At 69.3% G+C, this 25,821-nt stretch carries 26 protein-coding genes; 20 read left to right on the forward strand and 6 right to left on the reverse strand.

Annotation, left to right across the window (positions count from 1 at the left end; translation table 11 throughout):
• Window positions 1-30 precede the first annotated feature (30 nt).
• From BN977_RS29495 to BN977_RS29510, 4 genes are read left to right on the forward strand one after another with little or no spacing between them, the layout of a single operon-like run.
• On the forward strand, window positions 31-909 hold the full coding sequence (locus BN977_RS29495; protein ID WP_036403568.1) for an acyl-CoA dehydrogenase family protein: 879 nt from the start codon (window positions 31-33) through the stop codon (window positions 907-909).
• On the forward strand, window positions 896-1,978 hold the full coding sequence (locus BN977_RS29500) for an acyl-CoA dehydrogenase family protein (RefSeq protein ID WP_036403570.1): 1,083 nt from the start codon (window positions 896-898) through the stop codon (window positions 1,976-1,978). Before BN977_RS29495 ends, BN977_RS29500 begins: the two co-directional genes overlap by 14 nt.
• A gap of 1 nt (window position 1,979) precedes the next feature.
• Window positions 1,980-2,744, forward strand: coding sequence for an enoyl-CoA hydratase/isomerase family protein (locus tag BN977_RS29505; protein ID WP_036403572.1), 765 nt, complete (start codon window positions 1,980-1,982; stop codon window positions 2,742-2,744).
• A 30-nt stretch (window positions 2,745-2,774) separates the two neighbouring features.
• On the forward strand, window positions 2,775-3,080 hold the full coding sequence (locus BN977_RS29510; RefSeq protein ID WP_036403575.1) for a hypothetical protein: 306 nt from the start codon (window positions 2,775-2,777) through the stop codon (window positions 3,078-3,080).
• A 7-nt stretch (window positions 3,081-3,087) separates the two neighbouring features.
• On the opposite strand, the gene BN977_RS29515 is transcribed toward BN977_RS29510, so the two are convergent.
• Both BN977_RS29515 and BN977_RS29520 read right to left on the reverse strand, forming a co-directional pair.
• On the reverse strand, window positions 3,088-3,561 hold the full coding sequence (locus tag BN977_RS29515; RefSeq protein ID WP_036403578.1) for a DUF1990 domain-containing protein: 474 nt from the start codon (window positions 3,559-3,561) through the stop codon (window positions 3,088-3,090).
• 16 nt (window positions 3,562-3,577) lie between these two features.
• Window positions 3,578-4,570 (reverse strand): GlxA family transcriptional regulator, encoded by a 993-nt coding sequence (locus BN977_RS29520; RefSeq protein ID WP_036403580.1) that lies wholly within the window; start codon window positions 4,568-4,570, stop codon window positions 3,578-3,580.
• Between the two features lie 103 nt (window positions 4,571-4,673).
• On the opposite strand from BN977_RS29520, the gene BN977_RS29525 reads away from it, so the two are divergent.
• From BN977_RS29525 to BN977_RS29555, 7 genes are all read left to right on the forward strand, one after another.
• Window positions 4,674-5,321, forward strand: a complete 648-nt coding sequence (locus BN977_RS29525) for an HD domain-containing protein (RefSeq protein ID WP_036403582.1) — start codon at window positions 4,674-4,676, stop codon at window positions 5,319-5,321.
• 74 nt (window positions 5,322-5,395) lie between these two features.
• On the forward strand, window positions 5,396-5,725 hold the full coding sequence (locus tag BN977_RS29530) for an L-rhamnose mutarotase (RefSeq protein ID WP_036404882.1): 330 nt from the start codon (window positions 5,396-5,398) through the stop codon (window positions 5,723-5,725).
• 12 nt (window positions 5,726-5,737) lie between these two features.
• Entirely contained in the window at window positions 5,738-7,054 is a 1,317-nt protein-coding gene (locus tag BN977_RS29535; protein WP_024452534.1) for an MFS transporter, read from the forward strand.
• The gene (rhaI, locus tag BN977_RS29540; RefSeq protein WP_036403585.1) at window positions 7,051-8,205 is read left to right on the forward strand and encodes an L-rhamnose isomerase; all 1,155 of its coding nucleotides are present in this window, start codon (window positions 7,051-7,053) and stop codon (window positions 8,203-8,205) included. Before BN977_RS29535 ends, rhaI begins: the two co-directional genes overlap by 4 nt.
• A 3-nt stretch (window positions 8,206-8,208) precedes the next feature.
• A complete protein-coding gene (locus BN977_RS29545) occupies window positions 8,209-10,242 on the forward strand; it encodes a bifunctional rhamnulose-1-phosphate aldolase/short-chain dehydrogenase (RefSeq protein WP_036403588.1) in 2,034 nt (677 codons plus the stop codon).
• Window positions 10,239-11,660 carry a rhamnulokinase gene (locus BN977_RS29550; RefSeq protein ID WP_036403590.1) on the forward strand — a complete coding sequence of 474 codons (1,422 nt, stop codon included), beginning with the start codon at window positions 10,239-10,241 and terminating at the stop codon, window positions 11,658-11,660. The genes BN977_RS29545 and BN977_RS29550 overlap by 4 nt, the downstream gene beginning before the upstream one ends.
• Window positions 11,661-11,676: 16 nt before the next feature.
• The gene (locus BN977_RS29555) at window positions 11,677-12,672 is read left to right on the forward strand and encodes a LacI family DNA-binding transcriptional regulator (protein ID WP_036404885.1); all 996 of its coding nucleotides are present in this window, start codon (window positions 11,677-11,679) and stop codon (window positions 12,670-12,672) included.
• A 7-nt stretch (window positions 12,673-12,679) separates the two neighbouring features.
• Here BN977_RS29555 and BN977_RS29560 read toward each other — a convergent pair whose 3' ends face one another.
• From BN977_RS29560 to BN977_RS29575, 4 genes are all read right to left on the reverse strand, one after another.
• On the reverse strand, window positions 12,680-14,140 hold the full coding sequence (locus BN977_RS29560) for an HNH endonuclease signature motif containing protein (protein ID WP_036403592.1): 1,461 nt from the start codon (window positions 14,138-14,140) through the stop codon (window positions 12,680-12,682).
• 123 nt (window positions 14,141-14,263) lie between these two features.
• On the reverse strand, window positions 14,264-14,869 hold the full coding sequence (locus BN977_RS29565) for a LutC/YkgG family protein (protein WP_036403595.1): 606 nt from the start codon (window positions 14,867-14,869) through the stop codon (window positions 14,264-14,266).
• A complete protein-coding gene (locus tag BN977_RS29570) occupies window positions 14,866-16,338 on the reverse strand; it encodes a LutB/LldF family L-lactate oxidation iron-sulfur protein (protein WP_036403598.1) in 1,473 nt (490 codons plus the stop codon). Before BN977_RS29570 ends, BN977_RS29565 begins: the two co-directional genes overlap by 4 nt.
• The gene (locus tag BN977_RS29575) at window positions 16,335-17,078 is read right to left on the reverse strand and encodes a (Fe-S)-binding protein (protein ID WP_024452542.1); all 744 of its coding nucleotides are present in this window, start codon (window positions 17,076-17,078) and stop codon (window positions 16,335-16,337) included. Before BN977_RS29575 ends, BN977_RS29570 begins: the two co-directional genes overlap by 4 nt.
• A 198-nt stretch (window positions 17,079-17,276) precedes the next feature.
• Here BN977_RS29575 and BN977_RS29580 point away from each other — a divergent pair, with 198 nt between their 5' ends.
• The 9 genes from BN977_RS29580 to pdxS all read left to right on the forward strand — a co-directional run bounded on the left by BN977_RS29580 (window position 17,277) and on the right by pdxS (window position 25,812).
• The gene (locus BN977_RS29580; RefSeq protein WP_036404889.1) at window positions 17,277-17,897 is read left to right on the forward strand and encodes a PaaI family thioesterase; all 621 of its coding nucleotides are present in this window, start codon (window positions 17,277-17,279) and stop codon (window positions 17,895-17,897) included.
• Complete coding sequence (locus BN977_RS29585; protein ID WP_024452544.1) at window positions 17,894-18,325, forward strand: TIGR02611 family protein; 432 nt, start codon at window positions 17,894-17,896, stop codon at window positions 18,323-18,325. Before BN977_RS29580 ends, BN977_RS29585 begins: the two co-directional genes overlap by 4 nt.
• 53 nt (window positions 18,326-18,378) lie before the next feature.
• Complete coding sequence (thrS, locus tag BN977_RS29590; protein WP_024452545.1) at window positions 18,379-20,427, forward strand: threonine--tRNA ligase; 2,049 nt, start codon at window positions 18,379-18,381, stop codon at window positions 20,425-20,427.
• Window positions 20,428-20,449: 22 nt separating this feature from the next.
• Window positions 20,450-21,031, forward strand: a complete 582-nt coding sequence (locus BN977_RS29595; RefSeq protein WP_024452546.1) for an ATP adenylyltransferase — start codon at window positions 20,450-20,452, stop codon at window positions 21,029-21,031.
• The gene (pgsA, locus tag BN977_RS29600) at window positions 21,028-21,687 is read left to right on the forward strand and encodes a phosphatidylinositol phosphate synthase (protein WP_036403602.1); all 660 of its coding nucleotides are present in this window, start codon (window positions 21,028-21,030) and stop codon (window positions 21,685-21,687) included. Before BN977_RS29595 ends, pgsA begins: the two co-directional genes overlap by 4 nt.
• Entirely contained in the window at window positions 21,684-22,634 is a 951-nt protein-coding gene (locus BN977_RS29605) for a phosphatidylinositol mannoside acyltransferase (protein ID WP_084172718.1), read from the forward strand. Before pgsA ends, BN977_RS29605 begins: the two co-directional genes overlap by 4 nt.
• A gap of 10 nt (window positions 22,635-22,644) precedes the next feature.
• The gene (locus BN977_RS29610; protein ID WP_036403604.1) at window positions 22,645-23,769 is read left to right on the forward strand and encodes a glycosyltransferase family 4 protein; all 1,125 of its coding nucleotides are present in this window, start codon (window positions 22,645-22,647) and stop codon (window positions 23,767-23,769) included.
• A complete protein-coding gene (locus tag BN977_RS29615; protein WP_024452550.1) occupies window positions 23,769-24,803 on the forward strand; it encodes an NUDIX hydrolase in 1,035 nt (344 codons plus the stop codon). Before BN977_RS29610 ends, BN977_RS29615 begins: the two co-directional genes overlap by 1 nt.
• A gap of 67 nt (window positions 24,804-24,870) precedes the next feature.
• The gene (gene pdxS, locus BN977_RS29620) at window positions 24,871-25,812 is read left to right on the forward strand and encodes a pyridoxal 5'-phosphate synthase lyase subunit PdxS (RefSeq protein ID WP_084172719.1); all 942 of its coding nucleotides are present in this window, start codon (window positions 24,871-24,873) and stop codon (window positions 25,810-25,812) included.
• Window positions 25,813-25,821: the final 9 nt, after the last annotated feature.

Raw genomic sequence — 25,821 nt, forward strand, 5'->3', positions numbered from 1 at the left:
TGCATTCTTCAAAAACGATAGGGTCCTCTCATGGATGTTCGGCTCACCAGTGAGCAGCAACAGCTCCGGGACGCCGCCGCCAAGCTCGCCGACGATCTCGGCCCCGGCGCCGTCGGCGAACTCGACGACACCGCGCGGGTGGCCCGCTTGGAGAAGACCGTCGCCGCCACCGGCTGGCGGTCGCTGCGCTCGGACGGTGCCTCCGGCGTCGAGGTGGCCCTGGTGGCCGAGGAGTTCGGTCGCCGACTGGTCGACGTGCCGTTCCTGGGCCCGGTGCTGGCCGACGATCTCGGGCAGGACGGCGCCACGATCGTGATCGACGGAGTGGCTCCCGACGCACGCGGTCGCACCCGCGGCGTCTGGCTGGACGGGACGACGGTGCACACCGGTGACCTGGGTGAGGCCGCACCGCGGGTGGACCTGACCCGGTGGGCGGCGCCGGTGTCGGGCGCCTCGAGTCCGGTCGGTCAGGCCGACGCCCAGCGCGCGCACGCGTTGGCCCTGGTGGTGACCGCCGCCGACATCCTCGGCGCCGCCCGCGGCGCCTTCGACCTGGCCACCGACTACGCCAAGGTGCGCGAGCAGTACGGCAGGACGATCGGCTCCAACCAGGCCATCGCACATCTGCTCGCCGAGAGCCTGGTGCTCGTCGAAGGATCGATCAGCATCCTGCGGTATGCGGCCTGGGCGGTCGACGAGGAGGAACCACAGGCCGCGCTGGAGGCGGCCCGCACGGCCAAAGTGTACTGCGCGAAGTCCGCCCACACCGTCTGCGAGACGGCCATCCAGGTGCACGGCGGCATCGGCAACACCTGGGAATGCCTGGCCCATGTCTACCTGCGGCGGGTGCTGGTGTCCACCGGTGTGTGGCCGGTGTCGTTGAAGGAGATCTCCGTTGGACTTTCGTGACTCGACCGACGAGGCCGCCTTTCGGGGTCGCCTGCGCGCCTGGCTGACCGAGCAGGCACCGAACTTCCCCAAGACGACCGAGGAGTATTGGGCCCGCCAGGGCGAGTGGCACCAATCCCTACACGCGGCAGGGTTTTTCGGCGCAACCTGGCCCAAGGAGTTCGGCGGCCTCGAGCTGCCGCCGGTGTACGACGTCATCGTGGACGAGGAACTGGCCCGAGCCGGCGCTCCACCGCGGCCGAGCCTGGGATATCTGGTGACCGGTCTGGGCCGGCACGCGAGCAAGGAACTGCAGCAGCGCTTCCTGCCCGGGATGATCGACGGCACGCAGCGCTGGTGCCAGGGTTTCTCCGAGCCCGGCGCCGGGTCCGATCTCGCCTCGCTCACCACCACGGCCACCCTCGACGGTGACGAGTACGTCATCAACGGCCACAAGATCTGGACCAGCTACTCCGATGTGGCGGACTGGTGTCTGCTGCTGGCCCGCACCGACAAGAACGTGCCGAAACACAAAGGCATTTCGGCGTTCCTGGTCGACATGCACCAGCCCGGTATCGAACAGCGACCACTGAAGATGATCAACGGGGTGAGCAACGAGTTCGGGCAGGTGCTGTTCGACGGCGCCCGGGTGCCCGCGACCCACATGGTCGGCAAGCCCGGCGACGGCTGGGCGCTGGCGATGACCGTCGTCGGCCACGAACGCGAACCCTCCACGCTGGGTTACGCCGCCCGCTATGAGAAGACGGTGAACCAGCTGGCCCGCGGGAGTGCGGCAAGCGATGAACTGGCCTGGGCCACAGTGCAAGTGCAAGTGCTGCGCCAGCACGTGCGCCGCCGGTTGTCCGAACAGCTCGACGGGATATCGCACGGCCCCGAGGGATCCATCGACAAACTGCTCATGACCTGGGTCGAGCAGTCGGTGGGGCACGCGGTGCTGGCCCAGACCGGGACCACCGATCCGGACCTGTTCGGCACCTACCTGTACAGCCGGTCCCAGAGCGTGATGGGCGGCACCTCGCAGATCCAGAAGAACATCATCGCGGGCCGAATCCTCGGAATGGCGGTTTGACATGTACGACATGCCCGCCGAGATCCGGGTCGAGGCCGATGGCCCATTGCGGATCATCACCTTGAACCGGCCCGAGGAACTCAATGCCGTCAACGACGCGCTGCACATGGGCCTGGCCCGGCTCTGGAACCGGTTGAGCCTGGACCGCACCGCCCGGGTCGCGGTCATCACCGGTGCGGGAAAGGCCTTCTCGGCCGGCGGCGACTTCAACTACATCAAGGAGATCAGCGAGGACGTCGACCTGCGCACCAAGACCATCGCCGACGGCCGCGAGATCGTGCTGGGCATGGCGCGCTGCCGCATCCCGGTGATCGCCGCCGTCAACGGACCCGCGGTCGGACTGGGCTGCAGCGTGGTCGCGCTGTCGGACATCGTGTACATGGGCGAGAAGGCGTTCCTGGCCGACCCGCACGTGCAGGTCGGGCTGGTGGCCGCCGACGGCGGCCCGTTGGTGTGGCCGATGCAGATGAGTGTCCTGCAGGCCAAGGAGTACGCGCTGACCGGTGCCCGCATCCCCGCCGCGAAGGCGGTCGAACTGGGCCTGGCCAACCATGTGGTGGCCGACCCGCTGGCCGAGGCGCTGGGGGCGGCCAAGCGCATCCTGGAACTTCCGCAGCAGGCCGTGGAAAGCACCAAGCGCATCCTCAACATGCAGGTGGAACGCAATGTGCTGATCACCCTCGACTACGCGACCACCGCGGAGGAAATCACCTTCGGTACACCCGAGCTCAAGGCCAACATCGAGCGGCTGCTGCAAAGCAACTGAGGCATTGCCGCACCGTCCTATACTCACGCGATGAGCATGAAGGTGTGGCTGGCGGTCGCGGTCGGAATCGCTTCGGTGGCAGTCGTTCCGGTGTCCGCGCACGCCGATGTGTGCGGCAGTGTCGGTGGACGGCGTGGCCACGTCAGCGTCGGCGGGTGCACCGATATCGCCGGTGCCATCGCCGACTGGGCGCCGCCGCCGTCGGAGTACGCGCCGCTGCCCGAGGACTTCGACACACCGCCGCCACCACCGCCCCCGCAGATCGGTTCGAATGTGAGCGTCTGCGGCAACGTCGGCGGGCCGCGTGGCCGCATCAACGTCAGCGGCTGCACGTAGCGGCGGCCTACACCGCCGTCAGATACCGCTTGGTGATGATGCGTTGCGCCACAGCGGTTATCGGCCCGCCCAGCCGGCTCCACCAGGTGGCATGCCGGGAGAACGCGATGACTTCGGCGTACACGGTGCCGTCGGCGGGGTCATAGCGGACGGTGAACAACTCCTCGCCTGATTCCGGATGCCCGGGCAGTGTGCCGTATGCGAACCCACGGCGGTTCTCCTCCGCCAAGACGTAGACGACGCGGCACGGCGCGCGCAGCGGCCCGAAACCGACCGTGACCTCCGCGCCCACGGTGGCGATGTCGTTGTCGGCGCGGACCAGTACCCCGGCGCCGCGCTGCATGCCCCAGCGCAGCACGGCGTCGCCGGCGGATTCGAAGCGGGCCCGGCCCGTGCCGATCGGTGCCACCACGTGCACGTGGTGATACCCGGCGGGCAGCGGGCCCTTGGTCGCGCCGATCTCGGGGTAGGTCAGGTCCACCGGTTCACTATCGCAGTCAGGACGGCTCGCCGGGCGAAACCTGGGCGGTGCGGAACCTGTCGCGGTAGGCCCTGGGGGACAGGCCGAGCTGGGTGACGAACACCCGGCGCAACGTCTCGGCGCTGCCGAATCCGGCGATCTGCGCGGCGTCGGCGACGCTGTGCCCGGCGTCGAGGGCACCACGGGCGGTGTCGATCCGCACCTTCTCCACGTAGCGTGCCGGGGTGGTGCCGAGCTCGGCCTGGAACAGCCGGGTCAGCTGCCGGGTGCTCAAAGCGGCCACGGCGGCAAGGTGTTTCACGCTGTGGTCGGCCGCCGGGTCGGCCGCGATGGCCGCCGTCACCGCGCGCAGCGCCGACTCCGGCGGTGGGTCGGCCTCCACCAGGGCGGAGAACTGCGACTGACCGCCGGCACGTTTGAGGTAGACCACCAGGGAGCGCGCCACCGAGCGCACCAGATCGGTGCCGTAATCCTGTTCGACCAGGGACAGGGCCAGGTCGATGCCGGCCGTCACCCCGGCCGAGGTGTACACCTGTCCGTCGCGCACGAAGATCGCGTCCGGTTCGACGGTGATCTGTGGGAAGGCGTGGGCCAGCAGGGTGACATGGCGCCAGTGCGTGGTGGCCCGCCGCCCGTCCAGCAACCCCGCGGTGGCCAGGATGAAGGCGCCGGTGCAGATCGAGGCCAGGCGACGGGTGCGCGGCGGTACCGCCCGCACCGCGTCGACCAGCGCGGGATCGACGGGCCGGCCGACGAGGGTGTCGCCGCCGGCGACCAGGACGGTGTCCGCGGAGTCGATGTCGTCGAGCCGATCGGTGACCGCGAACGGGGTGCCGATCGAGGTGCTCACCTCGGCGCCGTCGGGGGAGGCGATCCGCAGTCGGTAGTGGGCGCCGAATCGGTTGGCTTCGGCGAAGACCTCGGCGGGCCCGGCGGCGTCCAGAAGCTTCACCCCGTCGAAGACGACGATGACCATTTCTCGCGCTGCCACTGCTCCATTGTGTCGCATTCTGTGGGAAAGACGGCCGATCGGTCATGCCCGGTGCCGGCCCCGCCCGACGAGACTGGTCTGCAGCAAGCCATAAAGCCCTGCCGAACAAGGAGATTCGATCATGACCGGTGTTGCCGAGACCATTGCCGATGTCACCATCCCGGATACCGCGCTGGTGCGCGATGTCACCACGTTCATCCGCGATACCGAGGACGACCTGCTCTACCACCACTCCCGACGGGTGTTTCTCTTCGGGTCGGTGCGGGCCCGGGCGCGGGGCCTGCGCCCGGATCCGGAACTGCTCTACACCGCGGCGATGTTCCACGACATCGGGCTGACCCAGAACTACCGCGACTCACAGTTGCGTTTCGAGGTGGACGGCGCCAACGCCGCGCGGGACTTCTTGCGTGCGCGGGGCGTCGACGAGGCATCGGCACGGCTGGTCTGGCTGGGGATCGCGCTGCACACCACGCCCGGTGTGCCGGAGTTCCTGGAACCCGAGGTCGCGTCGGTGATCGCGGGTGTCGAGACCGATGTTCTCGGTATCGGACGTGATCAGCTGCCCCCTGACGTGCTGGCCGCGGTGACGGCCGCGCATCCGCGGCCCGATTTCAAGAACCGGATCCTGCAAGCCTTCGCCGACGGCAACCTGCACCGGCCGGCCAGCACCTTCGGGAACATGAACGCCGACGTGCTGGCCCACTATGACCCCTCGTTCGTCCGAGAGGACTTCGTCGAGATGATCCGCAACAGTTCCTGGCCCGAATAACGCCTCTTGACGGCGTGGCGGCGGCGACCGTAGTGTTGCCGCCATCACAAATTGAAACGTTTCAAAGGTGGATGATGACGGCTGGCCGGACCGAGCGGGTGTGTTTCCTGCTGCAACTGCGGCGGGACCGGATCGCCGACTACCTCCAGGCCCACCAGACCGTCTGGCCGGAGATGTTGGCGGCACTGCACGACGCCGGGTGGCGCAACTACTCGTTGTTCGTCCGGCCCGAGGACGGGCTGGTGGTCGGTTACCTGGAGACCGACGATTTCGCCGCGGCCCAGCAGCGGATGGCCCGCACCGACGTCAACACGCGCTGGCAGGCCGGCATGGCCGAGTATTTCGAGGCCGGCACCCCCGATGCGGACATCCGTCCGCTGACCGAGTATTTCCATCTCGTCTGACACAGGAGTCACATGAAAATCGGAGCGCGGTCCACCACCGGTTGGCGGGCGACCATCGCGGTCGCGATGTCGAACTACATCGAGGCCGGGTCGATCATCGCGATCGCCACCAGCCTGGGGTTCTGGCAGGCGGACTTCGGCATCAGCAACTTCGCCGTCGGCCTGCTGGCGGCGTTGAGCGCCAACGCCTTCGGTGCCGCGATCGGTGCCGTGCTGGGCGGACCGCTGTGCGACCGGTTCGGGCGCAAGGCGATCTACACCTATGACCTGTTGGTGTACATGGCCGGCGTGCTGCTGGCCGCCTTCGCGGTGAACTTCGCCATGCTGCTGACCGCCTTCGTCATCACCGGCATCGCGGTGGGCGCCGGCGTACCGGCCTCCTGGACGTACATCGCCGAACAGGCGCCCTCGGCCGACCGGGCCAAGCATGTCGGCACCGCCCAGCTGGCGTGGTCGGTGGGCCCACTCATCGGTTTCGCGCTGGCCGCCGCGCTCGCACCGCTGGGGCTCCTGGGTTCCCGGCTGATCTTCGGCCACTTGTTCGTGGTCGCCGCCGTGGTCTGGTGGGTGCGTCAGGGCCTGGCCGAATCGCAGATCTGGAAGGACGAGGCCCTCAACGAATCCGCCTCGCTGGCAACAACTGTCGGCAACCGCGGACTGCGCGGCCTGTTCTCCCGCAGGGTCAATATCACCGCGCTGCTGTTCCTCGGCGGCATCTATCTGTTCTGGAACACGGTCGCCGGCCAGGCCGGCATCTTCATGCCCCGCGTCTACGACACCGCGGGCCTGCACAGCCCGGTGGCGCAGAACCTGCTGCAGGTGCTGGTCTGGGGCGCCACGGTGGCCGCGACCTATTTCGGCTTCATGCGCTACGCCGACCGGATGAGCCAGCGGCTGCTGTACGTGATCGGCGCGGCGCTGGGCATCGTCGGCTGGATCGTGCTGGTGGCCTTCACCGACGGCGGCGTGCCGACCATGCTGGTGTTCGCCGTGCTCTGGGGCATCTCCTCGGGCATCGGGGCGCAGGCCTTCTACAGCCTCTGGGCCAGCGAGCTTTTCGCGACCCCATATCGGGCCAGCGCGCAGGGTGTGATGTTCTTCGTGGTCCGTACCGCCACCGGTCTGCTGAGCTACTTCTTCCCGACTTTGCTGGCCGCCACCGGCCTCACGGCCGTCGGCATCCTGCTGGTCGCGCTGCTCACGGTCGCCCTGCTGATCGGCGCCGTGTGGGCGCCGACCACGCGGGGGAAGACCCTGCAGCAGATCGAGGTCGAGCGCTACGGCACTCCCGTCTCGTCGTCCCATCCCATCGAAAGGAGCGCGGTATGAAGCTCGCGCCGCTGCTGGACAACCTCGCCATCGAACTGCCGTCATGGGCATTCGGAAACTCCGGCACCCGGTTCAAGGTGTTCGGAACGCCGGGAACCCCCCGCACCATCGAGGAGAAGATCGCCGACGCCGCCACCGTGCACCGGCTGACCGGCCTGGCGCCCTCGGTCGCGTTACACATCCCGTGGGACATGGTGGACGATTACGCCGCACTCGGTGCCCACGCCGCCGAACAGGGTGTCCGGCTGGGCACCGTGAACTCCAACACCTTCCAGGACGACGACTACAAGTTCGGCAGCCTGACCCATACCGACAAAGCGGTGCGGCAGAAGGCCATCGACCATCACCTGGCCTGTATCGACATCATGGCGGCGATCGGGTCCCGGGACCTGAAGATCTGGCTGGCCGACGGCACCAATTACCCGGGACAGGGCGATATCCGCGGCAGGCAGGACCGGTTGGCCGAGTCCCTGGCATCCATCTACCAGCACATCGGCCCGAACCAGCGAATGGTGCTGGAGTACAAGTTCTTCGAGCCGGCCATGTACATGACCGACGTGCCGGACTGGGGCACGGCCTACGCACAGGTCAGTGCGCTGGGCGAGCGGGCCGTGGTGTGCCTGGACACCGGGCATCACGCCCCGGGCACCAATATCGAGTTCATCGTCGCCCAGCTGCTGCGCCTGGGGAAGCTGGGATCATTCGACTTCAACTCCCGGTTCTACGCCGACGACGACCTGATCGTCGGTGCGGCCGACCCCTTCCAGTTGTTCCGGATCATGTTCGAGGTGGTCCGCGGCGGCGGTCTCGACCCGAATGCGGGGGTGGCGCTCATGCTCGACCAATGCCACAACGTGGAAGCCAAGATCCCGGGGCAGATCCGGTCCGTACTCAACGTGCAGGAGATGACCGCCCGGGCGCTGCTGGTCGACACCGAGGCACTGGCCGACGCACAGGACAACGGTGACGTGCTGGGCGCCAACGCAATCATGATGGACGCCTTCTACACCGACGTGCGACCCGCGCTGGCGCAGTGGCGCGCCGACCGCGGCCTGCCGGGGGATCCGATGGCCGCCTTCGCCGCCTCGGGCTATCAGGACATCATCAACGCCGCCCGCGTCGGCGGTACGCAATCGAGCTGGGGAGCATGACGCATGCCTGACACCGTGACCGAACTGATCGCCCGGTCCAACCGGCTGGGATCGGATCCGAAGAACACCAACTACGCCGGCGGGAACACCTCGGCCAAGGGCACCGGCCGCGATCCCGTGACGGGCGCCCCGGTGGAACTGTTGTGGGTCAAGGGTTCCGGCGGCGATCTGGGCACCCTGACCGAAGACGGCCTGGCGGTGCTGCGGCTGGACCGGATGCGGGCGCTGGTGGACGTGTATCCCGGCGTGGAGCGGGAGGACGAGATGGTCGCCGCCTTCGACTTCTGCCTGCACGGTCGCGGCGGCGCGGCGCCGTCGATCGACACCGCCATGCACGGCCTGGTCGAAGCCGACCACGTGGATCATTTGCACCCCGACTCCGGGATCGCCCTGGCGACGGCCGCCGACGGTGAGGCGCTGACCAAGCAGATCTTCGGCGATCGGGTGGTGTGGGTGCCCTGGCGGCGTCCTGGGTTCCAGCTGGGCCTGGACATCGCCGAGATCAAGAAACGCAACCCGCAGGCCATCGGCACCATCCTGGGTGGGCACGGCATCACCGCGTGGGGTGCGACATCGGCGCAGGCGGAGGCGCATTCGCTGGAGATCATCCAGACCGCCGAACGCTATATCGCCGAGAACGGCCGCCCGGCGCCGTTCGGCCGGGAACTGCCCGGCTTCGGCGCGCTACCCGTTGACGAGCGCCGGGCCAGGGCAGCTGCGCTGGCGCCGTTCATCCGGGGCCTGGTCTCCACCGACCGGGCGCAGGTGGGCCATTTCACCGATGACCCGCGCGTGCTGGAATTCCTTGCCGGCGACGAGCATCCGCGCCTGGCCGCGCTGGGTACCAGCTGCCCGGACCACTTCCTGCGCACCAAGGTCAAGCCGATGGTGCTGGACCTGCCGACCGACGCCTCGCTGGACGAATACCGGGCGCGGTTGGCCGAGCTGCACCAGGCCTACCGCGCGGACTATCAGGCGTACTACGACCGGCACGCGGATCCCGCCTCACCACCGATCCGGGGCGCCGACCCGGCCATCGTGTTGATCCCCGGCGTCGGCATGTTCAGTTACGGCAAGGACAAGCAGACCGCGCGGGTGGCCGGCGAGTTCTATCTCAACGCCATCAACGTGATGCGCGGCGCCGAGGCGATCTCGCACTATGCGCCGATCGACGAGTCGGAGAAGTTCCGCATCGAATACTGGGCGCTGGAAGAGGCCAAGCTGGCCAGGATGCCCAAGCCCAAACCGCTGGCCAGCCGCATCGCGATGGTCACCGGGGCGGCCTCGGGTATCGGCAAGGCCATCGCCACCCGGCTGGCCGCCGAGGGCGCCTGTGTGGTGATCGCCGACCTGGACGCCGGAAAAGCCGCTGCCGCAGCGGAAGAGATCGGTGGTCCGGATGTGGCGATCGGTATCGCTGCCGATGTCACCGACGAAACCGCCGTGCAGGCCGCCGTCGACGCCTGCGTGCTGGCCTTCGGGGGCATCGACATCGTGGTCAACAATGCCGGACTGTCACTGTCGAAATCCCTGCTGGACACCACCGTCGCCGATTGGGATCTGCAGCACAACGTGATGGCCCGCGGTTCCTTCCTGGTATCCAAGGCCGCGGCCCGGGCGCTGATCGACCAGAAACTGGGCGGCGACATCATCTACATCTCGTCGAAGAACTCGGTGTTCGCCGGACCCAACAACATCGCCTACTCGGCCACCAAGGCCGACCAGGCGCACCAGGTTCGGCTGCTGGCCGCAGAACTCGGGGAGCACGGCATCAAGGTCAACGGCATCAACCCCGACGGAGTGGTGCGCGGATCGGGCATCTTCGCCGGCGGCTGGGGCGCCAAACGGGCCGCGGTGTACGGGGTGCCGGAGGAGGAACTCGGCGCCTACTACGCCCAGCGCACCCTGCTCAAACGCGAGGTACTGCCGGAGAACATCGCCAACGCCGCGTTCGCGCTGTGCACGTCCGACTTCTCGCACACCACCGGGCTGCACGTGCCGGTGGATGCGGGTGTCGCGGCCGCCTTCCTGCGGTGAGCGCCGGCGCTCAAGTCGCCGCCGTCGACCTCGGGGCCACCAGCGGGCGGGTGATCGTCGCGGACCTGGACCGGTTCCAGATGCGCACCGTGGCCCGGTTCGACAACGACCCGGTGCGCATCTGGAACGGAACACGCCAGGCCCTGCACTGGGACCTGCCCGGCCTGTACGGTCACGTGCTGAGCGGGCTGACCCGTGCCGCAAGGGAATCCGACCGGCTGGTCGGCATCGGAGTGGACTCCTGGGCGGTGGACTACGGGCTGTTGCGCGACGGGCGGCTGCTGTCGGTGCCGCATCACTACCGGGATGCCCGCACCGAACGGGGCGTGGAGCTGGTGCACCAGCGGATCGGCGCGGCCGAACTGTACGCCCGCAACGGGTTGCAGTTCCTGCCGTTCAACACGCTCTACCAACTGGCCACCGAGGACCTACTGGATCAGGCCGACACCGTGCTGCTGATCCCGGACCTGGTGACCTACTGGCTGACCGGGCGGCGGGCCGCCGAGCACACGAACGCCTCCACCACCGGACTGCTCGGGCTCGACGGTGCCTGGGATACCGATCTGATGTCGCGACTCGGATTGTCACCCAAACTGTTTCCCGGCATCGTCGAGCCAGGGACGCCGTGTGGGCGGGTGCTGCCCGGTTTGGGATTCGATGCGCAGGTGGTGGCGGTGGCCTCCCACGACACCGCATCGGCGGTCGCCGCTATCCCGATGGACGCCGCCACGTCGGCCTACATCTCGTGCGGCACCTGGGGACTGGTCGGCCTGGAGCTGCCCGGCCCGGTGGTCACCGAGGCGAGCCGGGCAGCCAATTTCACCAACGAGGCCGGCGCCGACGGGCGGAACCGCTTCCTGCACAACGTGATGGGACTGTGGCTGCTCAGCGAAACGGTGCGCCAGTTCGACCGTGACGGTCGCGGCGCGGACCTCGCCGCGCTGCTGTCGCAAGCCGCCCAGGCCCCGGCGCCGGCGGGCGTGTTCGACACCGAAGATGCACGGTTCCTGCCGCCGGGCGATATGCCGGCCCGGATCACCAACTGGTACAACGAACGCGGCCTGCCCGCGCCGGACGGCCCGGCGCAGCTGGTGCGGGCCATCCTGGAGAGCCTGGCCGCCGCGTTCGCATCCGCGGTGCGCACCGCGGCCGAGCTGGCCGGCACACCGGTGCACGCCGTGCACATCGTCGGCGGGGGATCGCAGAACGAGCTGCTGTGCCAGCTCACCGCCGACCGGCTGGGCCTGCCCCTGCTGGCCGGGCCGGTCGAGGCCACCGCGCTGGGCAACATCCTGCTGACCGCGCGGGCCCACGGCCTGGTCACCGGTGACCTGGACGACCTGCGGCGGCGGGTCGCGGACTGGTTTCCGCCGCGCCGGTACGTCCCACGCGCCGATCGGGCCGCCGTGATGGTGTGATGGTCCCGTGGTGAGCATGCGGGAAGTCGCTGCCGCGGCCTCGGTGTCCGTCGGCACGGTCTCCAATGTCCTCAATGCGCCGGACAAGGTGGCCCCCGCGACGGTGGCCCGGGTGCAGGCGGCCATCGATCACCTCGGTTTCGTCCGCAATGACGCCGCCCGGCAGCTCAAGGCCGGCCGATCGCGCAGCGTCGGCTTGGTGGTGCTGGACATCGGCAACCCGTTCTTCACCGATATCGCCAGGGCCGCCGAACGCCGGGCCGGTGAGCACAACCTGACGGTGCTGCTGGGCACCTCCGACGATGACGGTGGACGCGAACGCGCCTATATCGACGCCTTCGACGAGCAACGGGTGTACGGGCTGCTGGTGTCACCGGTGAGTGACGACCTGGGCCGGTTGACCGCGCTGCGCGATCGTGGCACCCCGGTGGTGCTCGTCGACCGGGACGGCAGCGGAACACCTTTCGATTCGGTCGCGGTGGACGATGTGGCCGGCGCCCGGCTGGCGGTGACCCACCTGTGTGCGACGGGCCGGCAGCGGATCGCCTTCGTGGGGGGCCCGGATACGCTGCGCCAGATCCGCGATCGGCGCCGCGGTGCGGCCGAAGCCGCCGCCGAAACGCCCGGCGCCCAACTGGAGAACATCGATGTCGCTTCGCTGAGCGTGCTGGCCGGCCGCGCGGTCGGCGAACGGTTGCGGGAGCGGCCCCCGGCGCGGCGCCCCGATGCGGTGTTCTGCGCCAACGATCTGTTGGCCATCGGGGTGCTGCAGGCGCTGACCCTGATGGGTGACCTGCGGGTGCCGGAGGACATCGCGCTCGTCGGGTACGACGACATCGATTTCGCCCGCTCGGCCGTGGTGCCGTTGACCTCGGTGCGGCAGCCGACCGCCGACATCGGGGCGACCGCCGTGGACCTGCTGATCGCCGCGGCCGAGGACGGTGGCGGCCGGCGCAAGCCCAGACACGTGGTGTTCCAACCCGAACTGGTGGTCCGGGCCTCGACGGGATAGCGCGCCGTCAATACGGCGGGGGTTCGGCGTTCTCGTCGATGGTGTGTTGGTTGAGTCGTCGTTCGGCGTGGATGCGGGCGGCGCGCGTCTCGGCGCGGGTGCGGCGGCGTTGCGGCATGGCCAGGCCCCGGTCGGTGGTTTCGCTGACCGGTGCGGGTGGTGCCGGGGTGTCAAGGGGTCGGTCGGGGAACAGGATTCGGCTCAGCGGCACGGTGGTGTAGGCGTGGCCGGTGGGGCTGGTCCAGGTGTGTGATCCGTCGGGGTGCTGATGTTTGGTCCAGCCGCCGAAGGTCTTGAGGAGGTGGTGGGTGCGGCACGTGGCCGACAGATTGCCGGGGTGGGTGGACCCGGCCGGCCAGGGCACGCTGTGGTCGAGGTCGCAATGCTGGGCGGAGCGGTTGCAGCCGGGGAAGACGCAGACGAGATCCCGGATGCGTACCCAGGTGGCGATCTTCGTGGTTGGGCGATAGCCGGGCACGGCGGGCAGATCGGCGGGGTCGGCCAGGGGCGTGATGCGGGCGCCGGTGGCCACGAGTTCGGTGAGCAATGGGCCGGGCAGCACGCCGCCACCGATGAGCACACCGGGGGAGGCGACGGTCGCCACGGGGTCCGGGCGGCGCGACCCGTCACCGTGCAGGTCGGGGTCGCGAGGTGGAGCCGATGGCGGTGCCGAGTCGGTGAGTACGTACACCGTGACCGCGGTTGAACGCGGATCCTTCTGTGCCGCCGGGCAATCCGGGTTCCCGCACAGGCAGGCGAGCCGTTCGGCATCTGGGTCGGCGCCGAGCACCCCGAGGGCGTCGGCCATCCGCTGGGGTGTGGTGCGCGGGTCGTCGTCACACACGGTGGCGGCGATCGCGGTGAGGCGGGCCCGCAGGGCGGCGGCATCGGTGGCGAACAACCGCCCGTAGACACCGACCGTGCCGGCGAGATCGTCGGCACCGCCGAATTCGAGGTACCGCGAGCGTGCGGCGCAGCGGGTGCCGTGCACGGCGGATGGATCGAACTTCTCGATCCACACATCGATGGCGTCCTCCAGTCCCTTCTGGGACAACGTCCCGAGGTGCGCCGCGATGCCTGCCAGCGCGGCATCGATGAGCGCCAGGGGTTCGTCGTGGATCACGAGCCGGGTGCGCCAGGTGATGGCGGCGGCGATCTTGGCCGAGATCTCGCCGGCGGCGAGCAGGGCCCCGACCTTGGGTAGCCGGTCCCGCAGCGCGACGGCGATGCGCATCTGACCGGAGGCGGCCTGCTTGGACATCCCGCAGGCGGCCGATACCTCGGCGGTGGCGTACTCCCAGCCGTCGATCGCGGCATGGGCGATCACGTCGTCCTCGTCATCGCAGTGGTGCGCCACGATCGTGGCGATGACCGCCAATCGGTCTGCCGCCGCCACCGCTTCGGCCCGGGTGGCTGCGCGCAGCGCGTCGATCAGCGCTGCGGCATCCGCCTCGGCCGGTTCGAACATGTGTTCATACTACGTGGACCCACCGACAGGTGTCACCGATTGCGCACCGCCGCAATATCATTGGAGAGTTGTCGCTGAAAAGTCGCTCGGAGGCGGGCATTCGCACTCACCCGCACTCCGGACTCACGGCACGATCAGCACGTCCAGCGTCCGTGGGCCGTGCACCCCTTCGACCCGCTCCAACTCGATATCACTGGTGGCGCTGGGCCCGGAGATGAAGGTCAGCGGCCGGGTCGGGTCCAGTGCGGCGAAGCCCTGCGGCACGGTGTCGACGATCTGCCCGGCGCGCACCACGCAGATGTGGTGATCGGGCACCAGGGTCAGCGCCCGGCGGCCCTGGGCGGATCCGGCGTCCAGCACGATGGTCCCGGTCGCAGCGATGCCGACGGCGCAGCCGGTGAGCACGGCATCGGCCCGGTCCAGCGCCGAAACGTCCAGCGGGGGAGCGTCGGCGACGGTGTGCACGCCGGTCACCCACTCGGCCGGGATATCGGCGGGCACCAGCACGGTCGCATCGGGCGTGACCAGCCCGCGCACCGTCGCCGCGATATCGGTGACGCGGTGCACCCTGGCGCGGTACTCGGCGACGGCCTCGGCGAAGCGCTCGACGTCGGGCGGGCCGGTGAGCGGATCTCGCGCGTATTCCCGCGGTACCACAACGGTTTCCGGAGGTGCACCCGCCAGCGCCGCCCGGATCCGGCCGAGCACCGCCGCCCGTGCGTCCGTCATGAGTCGCTCCCGTGGGTACGCTCCCACCACTGCCGGAAGGTCTCCTTCGGCGGTTCGGGGATATCGCGACTGGCGGTCCATTTCGACGCCGGCCAGGGCAGGGCGGCGATGCGGTGATCCTTGCCGGCGAGCAGCCGGCCCGCGCCGAGGGCCTTCTCGGCCAGCGCGAAGCGGCCGGGTGCCGACATCGCCCAACCCGCGGCCTTCATCGCCAGGTCCTGCCCGCCCGGCAGCCCGCCCCTTACCCCCCTTTCCGAATCCACCTGCTGGGCCCGCAGATGCACCAGGATCGAGGGGATGTCGATGCGCACCGGGCAGGCGTCGAAACACGCCCCGCACAACGACGACGCATAGGGCAGGCTGGCGTTGGGGTCGTCGTGCCCCGTGGTGCCGGTCAGTTGCGGGGACAGGATCGCCCCGATCGGCCCGGGATACACCGACCCGTACGCGTGGCCACCGGTGCGTTCGTACACCGGGCACACGTTGAGGCAGGCGCTGCACCGGATGCAGTGCAGCGCAGCGCGTCCCACCTCGTCGGCCAGCACCCGGGTGCGGCCGTTGTCCAGCAGCACCAGGTGGAAGCTCTGCGGGCCGTCGCCGGGATGGACCCCGGTCCACATCGAGGTGTACGGGTTCATCCGCTCCGCGGTCGAAGACCGGGGGAGCAGTTGCATGAACACTTCCAGATCCGTGAACGTCGGGATGATCTTCTCGATGCCCATCACGGTGATCAGCGTCTGCGGAAGGGTCAGACACATCCGGCCGTTGCCCTCCGACTCGACCACGGCGAGTGTACCGGTCTCGGCCACACCGAAATTCGCGCCGCTGACGGCGACCTTCGCGGTGAGGAACTTGCGCCGCAGATGGGCCCGGGCGGCCATCGCCAGCACCCGTGGATCGTCGGTCAGCTCACCGGCCCCGGGCATCTCGCGGGTGAAGATCTCGCGGATCTCGGCGCGGTTGCGGTGGATCGCCGGCACCAGGATGTGGCTGGGTTTGTCATGGCCGAGTTGCACGATCAGTTCGGCCAGATCGGTCTCGAACGCCGCGATGCCCTCGGCTTCCAGGTGCTCGTTGAGCCCGATCTCCTGGGTGGCCATCGACTTGACCTTCACCACCTCGCCGGTGCCGGTTTCGCGGATCAGCGCGGTGATGATGCGGTTGGCCTCGGCGCCGTCGCGCGCCCAGTGCACCACCCCGCCGCGGGCGGTGACGTTGTGCTCCAATTGCTCGAGCAGCTCGGGCAGCCGGGCCATGACATCCTGCTTGACGGCGCTTCCGGTGGCGCGCAGCTCTTCCCAGTCATCGCATTCACTTACGGCGGCAAGGCGTTTGGCGCGGATGGTGTGGGTGGCGTGACCGATGTTGCGGCGCAACTGGGCATTGTCGAGCGCGGTGCGCGCGGCCCGGGGGAACGGCACGTCGCCGCGTAGATTCCCGACGACGCCGGGGGTGCCCAGGAACGTCACGAGCCCGCGCCTTGGCCGGCCAAGATCTCCGCCAGGTGCACGGTGCGCACGCCGACGCGCAGCCGGCTCAGCCCGCCCCCGATGTGCATGAGACACGACGAGTCCCCGGCGCTGCACACCTCGGCGCCGGTGCCGAGGATGTTGGTCATCTTGTCGGCGAGCATCGCGGTCGAGGTGTCGGCGTTCTTCAGGGCGAAGGTGCCGCCGAAACCGCAGCACGAGTCGGCGGCCGGCAACTCCACCAGCGTCAACCCGCGGACGTTGCGCAGCAGCCGCAGCGGCTTGTCGCCGACGCGCAGCATGCGCAACGAGTGGCAGGTCGGGTGGTAGGTGACCCGGTGCGGGTAGTAGGCCCCGACATCGTCGACGCCGAGCACGTCGACGAGGAGTTCCGAGAGTTCGAAGGTGCGGGCGGCGACGGCTTCGGCGCGGGCGGCCAGCCGTTCGTCACCGGCGCGCCGGGCCACCATGGCGTGCTGGTGACGCACCGAACCCACACACGATCCGGACGGGGCCACGACGGCGTCACAACCCGCCGCCTCGAACACGTCCACGTGATGGCGCACCACCGCGGTGGCCTCGTCGAGATAGCCGGTGTTGATATGCATTTGCCCGCAACAGGTTTGACCGGTGGGGAACACCACCTCGTGGCCTAGTCTTTCCAGCAGGGCGACGGTGGCGATGGCGGCGGGCGGAAAAAGCGCATCCGCCAGACAGGTCGCGAACAGGGCGATTCGCATAGCGTCCTCAGATTAGCGCCGGTGTCGGCCGCGACGGCGGCGAACGAGCGGACGGAATGATTGAAACGTTTCAATCACGTTAGTGTGACGCCGGTCATAAGTCAATCCGGGGAGGGCATCCGGCAATGGAGCGGCGCTGCAAGCGGATTCGCCCGTCCAGCGCATACGCGCGGCCCACCGTGCAATAACGTGGCGGGTGTGGTGACCCCAGCGACGCACCCCGGCGGCGGCTTCAACCCGCCTGAGCCCACCACCAAGGGCGGGCCGGACTACGGCCGGTTCGTCGACGCGGTGCGCACACTGCAGGACCACGCCCGCGCCGCCGACGCGCCCGACGCGGTGATCACCGAGGCCGCGGATCTGATCGAAAAGGTGTCGGCGCTGCTGGCGCCCTACGAGGCCGACGAATGGCATTCCCCGTCCGGCCGGCGGATGGACCTGCCCAATCGCGGCAACGTCTTGTCGGTGCCGGTGAACCTCGTGGTGACCGAGGACGGCCGGATCGGTGGGACGGCCCGGTTCCGGCGCTTCCATCTGGGCCGCAACGGTGCCGTGCACGGAGGTGCGCTGGGACTGCTGTTCGATTCGCTGCTGGGCTTCACCACCGCCAAACTGACCAAGAGCCCGTTCCAGCGCACCGCGCACCTGGGCATCGACTACCGCAAGATCGTCCCGATCGAGAAGGAGCTGCGGGTGGACGCCGGAATCGACCGGATCGACGGGCGCAAGATCTTCGTCAGCGGCCGACTGCTGGACGGTGACGAGTTGCTCACCGAGGCCGACGCGCTGTTCATCCGGCTCAAGCCGGGGCAGCCGTGACCGAGTCGAAGTATTCGGCGGTCAAGCGGCGCTGGGCGCGCTGGCGCGACCGGCTGCGGGAACGGCCCGTCGCCGATTTCGTGTACCGCGTCGTCGTCGGGGTGGTGGGCCTGCTGGTGCTGGCCGTCGGCATCATCGCCATCCCGTACCCCGGTCCGGGATGGGCGATCGTCTTCCTCGGGTTGGCCATCCTGGCCACCGAATTCCGCGCCGCCCAGGTGGCGCTGCACTGGGTGAAGCAACGGTACGACACGGTGATGGCCTGGTTCGCCCGCCAGCACATCGCCGTGAAAGCCCTGAGTGCGGCCTTCACCGGGCTGGTGGTGGTGGCCAGCCTCTGGGGTCTGGGCGCCCTCTACTGGCTCGGCGATCTGATCGGCTTCGAACCACCCTGGCTGAAGAGCCCGATCGGTATCGGCTCCGACTGACCCACCCCGATAGCATGGTCGCGTTCTGTGTACCTGCCTGAGGAGAGTTCCCGATGAGCGCCGCCGCCAGCCCCGCCCCCGCAGCCCCGATCCGGGTCGCTGCCGGGACCACCGCTGGTGCGGCCGTCCGCGCTGCCGGCCTTCCCGAACGCGGCGCGCCGGACGCCATCGTGGTGGTGCGGGACGCCGACGGCCGGCTGCGTGACCTGTCCTGGGCGCCCGACGCCGATGTCGAGGTGGTCCCGGTGGCCGCCGACACCGAGGACGGCCGCAGCGTCATCCGGCACTCGGCGGCGCATGTGCTGGCCCAGGCCGTGCAGGAGCTGTTCCCGGAGGCCAAGCTGGGCATCGGTCCGCCGATCACCGACGGCTTCTACTACGACTTCGATGTCGCCGAGCCGTTCACGCCGGAGGACCTGGCCAAGCTGGAGAAGCGGATGGCCAAGATCGTCAAGGACGGTCAGCTGTTCTCCCGGCGTGTCTACGAATCCAAGGAGCAGGCCCGCCAGGAACTGGCCGACGAGCCCTACAAGCTGGAGCTCGTCGACGACAAGTCCGGCGACCCCGACGTCATGGAGGTCGGGGGCGACGAGCTGACCGCCTACGACAACCTCAACGCCCGCACCAAGGAACGCATCTGGGGTGACCTGTGCCGCGGACCGCACATCCCCACCACGAAGTACATCCCGGCGTTCAAGCTGACCCGCAGCAGCGCGGCGTACTGGCGCGGCGACCAGAACAACGCCAGCCTGCAGCGCGTGTACGGCACCGCGTGGGAATCGCAGGAGGCGCTGGACCGGCATCTGGAACTCATAGAAGAGGCGCAGCGTCGTGACCACCGCAAGCTCGGGGTGGAGCTCGACCTGTTCAGCTTCCCCGACGAGCTCGGCTCCGGCCTGCCCGTCTTCCATCCCAAGGGCGGCATCATCCGCAAGGAGCTGGAGGACTACTCGCGGCGCAAGCACGAGCAGGCCGGCTATCAGTTCGTCAACACGCCGCACATCACCAAGGAGCACCTGTACATCACGTCGGGCCACCTGGAGTGGTACGCCGACGGCATGTTCCCGCCGATGCAGATCGACGCGGAGTACAACCCGGATGGCAGTGTGCGCAAGCCCGGCCAGGACTACTACCTGAAGCCGATGAACTGCCCGATGCACCACCTGATCTACCGGTCCCGTGGCCGGTCCTACCGCGAATTGCCCTTGCGGCTCTTCGAATTCGGGTCGGTGTACCGGTATGAGAAGTCCGGCGTCGTGCACGGCCTGACCCGGGTGCGCGGCATGACGCAAGACGATGCGCACATCTACACCACCCGCGAGCAGATGCGCGACGAGCTGGCCTCGCTGCTGCAGTTCGTGCTGGACCTGCTCTCGGACTACGGACTGGACGACTTCTACCTGGAGCTGTCCACCCGGGATCCGGCGAAGTCGGTCGGATCCGACGAGCTGTGGGAGGAAGCCACCGCGACGCTGCGCGAAGTGGCCGAGGGGTCCGGGCTGGCGTTGGTGCCGGACCCGGGCGGCGCGGCGTTCTACGGACCCAAGATTTCCGTGCAGGTCAAGGACGCGTTGGGCCGGCACTGGCAGATGTCGACCATCCAGCTGGACTTCAACATGCCCGACCGGTTCGAGCTGGAGTACACCGCCGCCGACGGCAGCCGGCAACGGCCGGTGCTGATCCACCGCGCGCTGTTCGGGTCGATCGAGCGGTTCTTCGGCGTGCTCACCGAGCATTACGCGGGGGCGTTCCCGGCCTGGCTGGCGCCGGTGCAGGTGGTCGGGGTGCCGGTCGCCGACAAGCACGTGCCGTATCTGGAAGAGATTGCCGCCGAACTGAAGTCGCTCGGCATCCGGGTCGAGGTGGATGCCAGCGACGACCGGATGGCCAAGAAGATCGTGAACCACACCAACCAGAAGGTGCCGTTCATGCTGCTCGCGGGAGACACCGACATCGAGTCGCGGGCCGTTTCCTTCCGGTTCGGGGACCGCAGCCAGGTCAACGGCGTGCCCCGGGAGGCGGCCGTGGCGGCCATCGCCGACTGGGTCGCCCGTCGGGAGAATGCGACGCCCAACGCCGACCTGTTCAAGGTGGACGCGTGAGCGAAGCGTGCGGGGGACGCGCATGACCGAAGGGGAGCGGATCGTGGACACCGGTGTCGGCGATCCCGACCATCTGCAGCGGCTGTGGACCCCGCACCGGATGAGCTATATCGCCGAGTCGCCGATGAAGAAGGGCGCCGGGTCGGCGCTGTCATCGGAACCGTTCACCGACATCCCGCAGATGGCCGACGAGGACGGCCTGATGGTCGCCCGCGGTGAGCTGGTGTACGCGGTGCTCAACCTGTACCCGTACAACCCGGGCCATCTCATGGTGGTGCCCTACCGGCGGGTGTCCGAACTGGAGGACCTCACCCCCGAGGAGAGCGCCGAGCTGATGGCGTTCACCCAGAAGGCGATTCGCGTCATCAAGGCGGTGTCGCGGCCGCACGGCTTCAACGTCGGCCTGAACCTCGGTACGTCGGCCGGCGGGTCGCTGGCCGAGCACCTGCACATGCACGTGGTGCCGCGCTGGGGCGGTGACGCCAACTTCATCACCATCATCGGTGGCTCGAAGGTGATCCCGCAGCTGCTGCGCGACACGCGCGAACTGCTGGCCACCGAGTGGGCGAATCAGAGCCCAGTGACGGGGCAGTCCGGCAAATGAGCGACTTCTACCTGATGACCCGGGCGGCGTACGTGAAGCTGTCCCGACCGGTCGCCAGGGCGGCGCTGCGCGCCGGATTCACCCCCGACAGCATCACGGTGCTGGGCACCGCCGCGTCGGTTCTCGGTGCGCTGACCCTGTTCCCGATCGGCCAGCTCTGGTACGGCGCGCTGGTGGTGTGGTTCTTCGTGCTTGCCGACATGCTCGACGGGGCGATGGCCCGAGAGCGCGGCGGCGGCAGCCGGTTCGGGGCGGTGCTGGACGCCACCTGCGACCGGATCGCCGACGGTGCGGTGTTCTGTGGCCTGGCCTGGTGGGCGGCGTTCGGCATGCACAACGCCCAGCTGGTGGTGGCCATCCTGATCTGCTTGGTGACCTCGCAGGTCATCTCGTATATCAAGGCCCGCGCCGAGGCCAGCGGCCTGCGCGGGGACGGCGGCATCATCGAACGTCCGGAACGGCTCATCATCACCCTGACCGGTGCCGGGTTGAGCGGCCTGTTCGGCGTGCCGCTGATCCTGGAGATCGCCATGTGGCTGCTGGCCCTGGCCAGCGTGGTGACCGTCGCCCAGCGGCTGCATGCGGTGCGGACGTCGCCGGGCGCCATGGACCCGCTGACCCCGGCGCCCCCGGCGACCGAGGTGGGCGAAGAGTGAGCACACCGTCGGCCGGGCTGCCCAAGGTGCGTGGACTGCGGGTACCGCTGGGTGGTGAGCTCACCGACCTCGGGTACGCGGCGGGCTGGCGCGTCGTGCGGGCCATGCCGGAATTCGCCGCCCGCAACATGTTCGAGGCCGGTGCGCGGTACGCGGCCCGTGGTGGCGGACCCGAGCAATTGCGCAAGAACCTGGCCCGGATCCTGGGGGTGCGGCCCGCCGAGGTGCCCGGCAGCCTGATCCGGGCGTCGCTGGCGTCCTACGCCCGGTACTGGCGGGAGGCGTTCCGGCTGCCGTCGATGGACCACCGGGTGCTCGCCGCCCGGCTGCAGGAACTGGTCGAGGGCGACGGGCATGTCGCCGACGCCCTGGCGGCCGGCCGAGGCGCCGTGCTGGCCCTGCCGCACAGCGGAAACTGGGACATGGCCGGCGTGTGGCTGACCAACACGTACGGCCGGTTCGCCACCGTCGCCGAAAGACTGAAGCCGGAGTCGCTGTACCAGCGGTTCGTCGACTACCGGGAGAGCCTGGGTTTCGAGGTGCTGCCGCTCAACGGTGGGGCCCGCCCGCCCGGCGAGGTGCTCGCCGACCGGCTGCGCGGCAACGGGCTGGTGTGCCTGATGGCCGACCGTGACCTGACGCGCTCGGGTATCGAGGTGGAGTTCTTCGGTGAGGCCACCCGGTTGCCCGCCGGCCCGGCCCGGCTGGCGCTGGAGACCGGTGCGGCGCTGCTACCGACGCACTGCTGGTTCTCCGGTGACGGCTGGGGCACCCGCATCCACGCACCCCTGGACACGTCCTCGGGCGACGTCACCGTGATCACCCAGGCGCTGGCCTACCACTTCGCGGCGAATATCGCGCAGTACCCGGCCGATTGGCACATGCTGCAGCCGCAGTGGCTGGCCGACCTCTCCGACGAGCGCCGTGCCCGGCTCGAAGGCCGGTAGGGGAGCGTCGATGCGCATCGGGATGGTGTGCCCGTATTCGTTCGACGTCCCCGGGGGCGTGCAGGCCCATGTGCTGCAGCTCGCCGAGGTGTTCCGATCCCAGGGGCACGTGGTCAGCGTGCTGGCGCCGTCCTCGCCGCATGTGCAGGTGCCGGACTATGTGGTGTCGGGCGGCAAGGCCGTGCCCATCCCGTACAACGGGTCGGTGGCCCGGTTGCGGTTCGGCCCGGCCACCCACCGCACCGTCAAGAAATGGCTCAGCCAAGGCGATTTCGACGTGCTGCACCTGCACGAGCCGAATGCGCCGAGCCTGTCGATGCTGGCGCTGATGATCGCCGAGGGCCCGATCGTCGCCACCTTCCACACCTCCACCACGAAGTCGTTGACCCTCAGCGTCTTTCAGGGAATCCTGCGGCCCTGGCACGAGAAGATCGTGGGCCGCATCGCGGTGTCGGATCTGGCGCGGCGCTGGCAGATGGAGGCACTGGGCTCCGACGCCGTCGAGATTCCCAACGGGGTGCCCGTCGCGACGTTCGCCTCGGCACCACTGCTGGACGGCTACCCGCGCCCCGGCCGGTGCGTGTTGTTCCTCGGCCGTTTCGACGAGCCGCGCAAGGGGATGGACGTGCTGCTGGCCGCCCTGCCCCGGCTGGCCGCGGCCTTCCCGGACATCGAGGTCCTGGTGGTGGGCCGCGGTGACGCGTTGGCGCTCACCGAGAAGGCCGGTGAGCTGGCCGGACATCTGCGATTCCTCGGCCAGGTGGATGACGCCACCAAGGCGTCGGCGCTGCGCAGCGCCGACGTGTACTGCGCACCCAACACCGGCGGTGAGAGTTTCGGCATCGTGCTGGTGGAGGCGATGGCGGCCGGCACCGCGGTGGTGGCCAGCGACCTGGATGCCTTCCGGCGCGTGCTCGACAACGGCCGGGCCGGCCGGTTGGTCCCGGTCGACGACGCCGGCACGCTGGCCGATGCGCTGATCGCGGTGCTGGGCGACGACACCCTTCGGGCCGGCTACGTCGAGGTGGCCGGCACCGTCGTGCGTCGCTACGACTGGTCGGTGGTCGCCGCCGACATCATGCGGGTGTACGAGACGGTGGCGATGTCCGGGGTGCGCGTGCGGGTGGCCGACTAGTGCTGGTCCTGACGATCGTGCTGGCGGTGCTGATCGGCGCCGCGATCCTGCTCACCGGTTCGTGGGCCTATCTGACCGCCAACCGGCTGGACCGCCTGCACGTGCGGTACGACCTGTCCTGGCAGGCGTTGGATGCCGCGCTGGCCCGGCGGGCGGTGGTGGCGCGGGCGGTGGCCGTCGACGCCTTCGGGCAGGCGCCCGAGGGCAAGCGACTGGCGGCGCTGGCCGACGCCGCCGAACGCGCCCCGCGCGCGGCACGCGAAGCCGCCGAGAACGAACTGTCCGCGGCGCTGGGCACCGTCGCCCCGTCGGCTCTGCCGGTGGCCCTGGTCGCCGAACTGGCCGATGCCGAGGCCCGGGTGCTGCTGGCCCGCCGGTTCCACAACGACGCCGTCCGGGACACCCTGGCGCTGCGCGAACGGCCCATGGTGCGGCTGCTGCACCTCGGCGGCACCGCGGCGCTGCCGAGCTATTTCGAGATCGCCGAACGCGCCGGACCGGCGGCGCGGGACACCGGATCGGTCAGCACGCGGGTTTCGGCGCGGGTGGTGCTGCTCGACGAGGACGGCCACGTGCTGTTGTTCCGCGGATCCGACCCGGCGCGCGACGGCGAGGACGCGCGACTCTGGTGGTTCACCATCGGCGGGGCCGTCGAGCCCGGCGAGGAACTGGCGGACGCGGCGGCCCGCGAACTCTTCGAGGAGACCGGCTTGCGGGTGCCCGCCGCCGACCTGGTCGGACCGGTGTGGCGGCGGGACGCCATCATCGACTTCAACGGCGCGGTGGTCCGCAGCGAGGAGCTGTATTTCGTGCACCGCACCGGCCGGTTCGAACCCGTGGCCACCGGCCACACCGCGCTGGAACGCCGCTACATTCACGGCCACCGTTGGTGCGATGCGACAATGATCGACGAGCTGGTCGCCAAGGGTGAGTCCGTGTATCCGCTGCAGCTCGGCGAGTTCCTGGCACAGGCCGGCGAGCTCGCCGATGTGCGCGGCGCGGGACCCGGAACGCAACCTCAACAGATCCGCTGAGGCTGCGGATCCAATTGATTTGGCGCCACCTTTAGACTGGATCAGTAGAAAACTGGAGGAGATTGCGATGGATTTCGGCGGGCAGGAGCGCAGCGACCGGGAAATCGGTGCGGCAGGTAACAACGGTAACCAGACCGGCACCGCCCGGGTGAAGCGCGGCATGGCCGAGATGCTCAAGGGCGGCGTCATCATGGATGTGGTCACCCCGGAGCAGGCCCGGATCGCCGAGGCCGCCGGTGCGGTGGCGGTGATGGCCCTGGAGCGGGTGCCCGCCGATATCCGCGCCCAGGGCGGGGTGTCGCGGATGAGCGATCCGGACATGATCGAGGGCATCATCGACGCGGTCACCATCCCGGTGATGGCCAAGGCCCGCATCGGGCACTTCGTCGAGGCGCAGATCCTGCAGTCGTTGGGTGTGGACTACATCGACGAGTCCGAGGTGCTGACCCCGGCCGACTACGCCAACCACATCGACAAGTGGCGCTTCACCGTGCCGTTCGTCTGTGGCGCCACCAACCTGGGTGAGGCGCTGCGCCGGATCACCGAGGGCGCGGCGATGATCCGGTCCAAGGGGGAGGCCGGCACCGGGGACGTCTCCAATGCCACCACCCACATGCGGACCATCGGCGCCGAGATCCGCCGGCTCACCTCGTTGAGCGAGGACGAGTTGTTCGTGGCGGCCAAGGACCTGCAGGCCCCCTATGACCTGGTGGTCGAGGTGGCCCGGGCCGGCAAGCTGCCGGTCACGATGTTCACCGCCGGTGGCATCGCGACCCCGGCGGACGCGGCGATGATGATGCAGCTGGGCGCCGAGGGCGTGTTCGTGGGCTCGGGCATCTTCAAGTCCGGTGACCCGGCCGCCCGCGCGGCGGCGATCGTCAAGGCCACCACCTTCTACGACGATCCCGATGTGCTGGCCAAGGTCTCCCGCGGCCTCGGTGAGGCGATGGTCGGCATCAACGTCGACGACATCCCGGTCCCGCACAGGCTCGCCGAACGCGGCTGGTAAACACAACGC

It is taken from the genome of Mycolicibacterium cosmeticum (genome assembly GCF_000613185.1).
In the GTDB taxonomy this organism is placed as follows: Bacteria; Actinomycetota; Actinomycetes; order Mycobacteriales; family Mycobacteriaceae; genus Mycobacterium; species Mycobacterium cosmeticum.

Excerpts from the sequence above, each read along its gene's own strand:
- BN977_RS29530 (WP_036404882.1), top strand. The coding sequence starts at position 5,396 with ATGACGGCTGGCCGGACCGAGCGGGTGTGTTTCCTGCTGCAACTGCGG.
- BN977_RS29610 (WP_036403604.1), top strand. The coding sequence starts at position 22,645 with ATGCGCATCGGGATGGTGTGCCCGTATTCGTTCGACGTCCCCGGGGGC.
- BN977_RS29535 (WP_024452534.1), top strand. The coding sequence starts at position 5,738 with ATGAAAATCGGAGCGCGGTCCACCACCGGTTGGCGGGCGACCATCGCG.
- thrS (WP_024452545.1), top strand. The coding sequence starts at position 18,379 with ATGAGCGCCGCCGCCAGCCCCGCCCCCGCAGCCCCGATCCGGGTCGCT.
- BN977_RS29555 (WP_036404885.1), top strand. The coding sequence starts at position 11,677 with ATGCGGGAAGTCGCTGCCGCGGCCTCGGTGTCCGTCGGCACGGTCTCC.
- BN977_RS29595 (WP_024452546.1), top strand. The coding sequence starts at position 20,450 with ATGACCGAAGGGGAGCGGATCGTGGACACCGGTGTCGGCGATCCCGAC.
- pdxS (WP_084172719.1), top strand. The coding sequence starts at position 24,871 with ATGGATTTCGGCGGGCAGGAGCGCAGCGACCGGGAAATCGGTGCGGCA.
- BN977_RS29510 (WP_036403575.1), top strand. The coding sequence starts at position 2,775 with ATGAGCATGAAGGTGTGGCTGGCGGTCGCGGTCGGAATCGCTTCGGTG.
- rhaI (WP_036403585.1), top strand. The coding sequence starts at position 7,051 with ATGAAGCTCGCGCCGCTGCTGGACAACCTCGCCATCGAACTGCCGTCA.
- BN977_RS29560 (WP_036403592.1), bottom strand. The coding sequence starts at position 14,140 with ATGTTCGAACCGGCCGAGGCGGATGCCGCAGCGCTGATCGACGCGCTG.
- BN977_RS29525 (WP_036403582.1), top strand. The coding sequence starts at position 4,674 with ATGACCGGTGTTGCCGAGACCATTGCCGATGTCACCATCCCGGATACC.
- BN977_RS29545 (WP_036403588.1), top strand. The coding sequence starts at position 8,209 with ATGCCTGACACCGTGACCGAACTGATCGCCCGGTCCAACCGGCTGGGA.
- BN977_RS29520 (WP_036403580.1), bottom strand. The coding sequence starts at position 4,570 with ATGCGACACAATGGAGCAGTGGCAGCGCGAGAAATGGTCATCGTCGTC.
- BN977_RS29565 (WP_036403595.1), bottom strand. The coding sequence starts at position 14,869 with ATGACGGACGCACGGGCGGCGGTGCTCGGCCGGATCCGGGCGGCGCTG.
- BN977_RS29505 (WP_036403572.1), top strand. The coding sequence starts at position 1,980 with ATGTACGACATGCCCGCCGAGATCCGGGTCGAGGCCGATGGCCCATTG.
- BN977_RS29575 (WP_024452542.1), bottom strand. The coding sequence starts at position 17,078 with ATGCGAATCGCCCTGTTCGCGACCTGTCTGGCGGATGCGCTTTTTCCG.
- BN977_RS29495 (WP_036403568.1), top strand. The coding sequence starts at position 31 with ATGGATGTTCGGCTCACCAGTGAGCAGCAACAGCTCCGGGACGCCGCC.
- pgsA (WP_036403602.1), top strand. The coding sequence starts at position 21,028 with ATGAGCGACTTCTACCTGATGACCCGGGCGGCGTACGTGAAGCTGTCC.